This is a genomic window from Streptomyces sp. NRRL S-350 (assembly GCF_000719705.1).
Taxonomy (GTDB): domain Bacteria; phylum Actinomycetota; class Actinomycetes; order Streptomycetales; family Streptomycetaceae; genus Kitasatospora.
In genome coordinates, this window is sequence record NZ_JOHO01000211.1 from 1 (window position 1) to 427 (window position 427).

The window sequence follows — 427 nt, forward strand, 5'->3', positions numbered from 1 at the left end:
CTCGTCCTCCCTCGTCGCCGTCCACCTCGCCGCCAACGCCCTGCGCAACGGCGAATGCACCATGGCCCTGGCCGGCGGCGTCACCGTCATGTCCACCCCCGGCACCTTCATCGAATTCAGCCACCAAGGCGGCCTCTCCCCCGACGGCCGCTGCAAAGCCTTCTCCGCCGACGCCGACGGCACCGGCTGGGGCGAAGGCATCGGACTACTCCTCCTCGAACGCCTCTCCGACGCCCGCGCTCCGAACGGGCCGTCGCAGCAACGCGTCATCCGCCAGGCCCTCGCCAACGCCGGCCTCCAACCCACCGACATCGACGCCGTCGAAGCCCACGGCACCGGCACCCGCCTCGGCGACCCCATCGAAGCCCAGGCACTCCTCGCCACCTACGGACAGAACCGCGAACAACCCCTCTGGCTCGGCTCGGTG

The 427-nt window shown here is 71.2% G+C and carries 1 protein-coding gene; it reads left to right on the plus strand.

The genetic code is table 11. The features are described from left to right. Window positions 1–427: beta-ketoacyl synthase N-terminal-like domain-containing protein (locus tag IF30_RS0140575; RefSeq protein WP_030248335.1), on the plus strand; the 427-nt coding region annotated here is incomplete at both ends.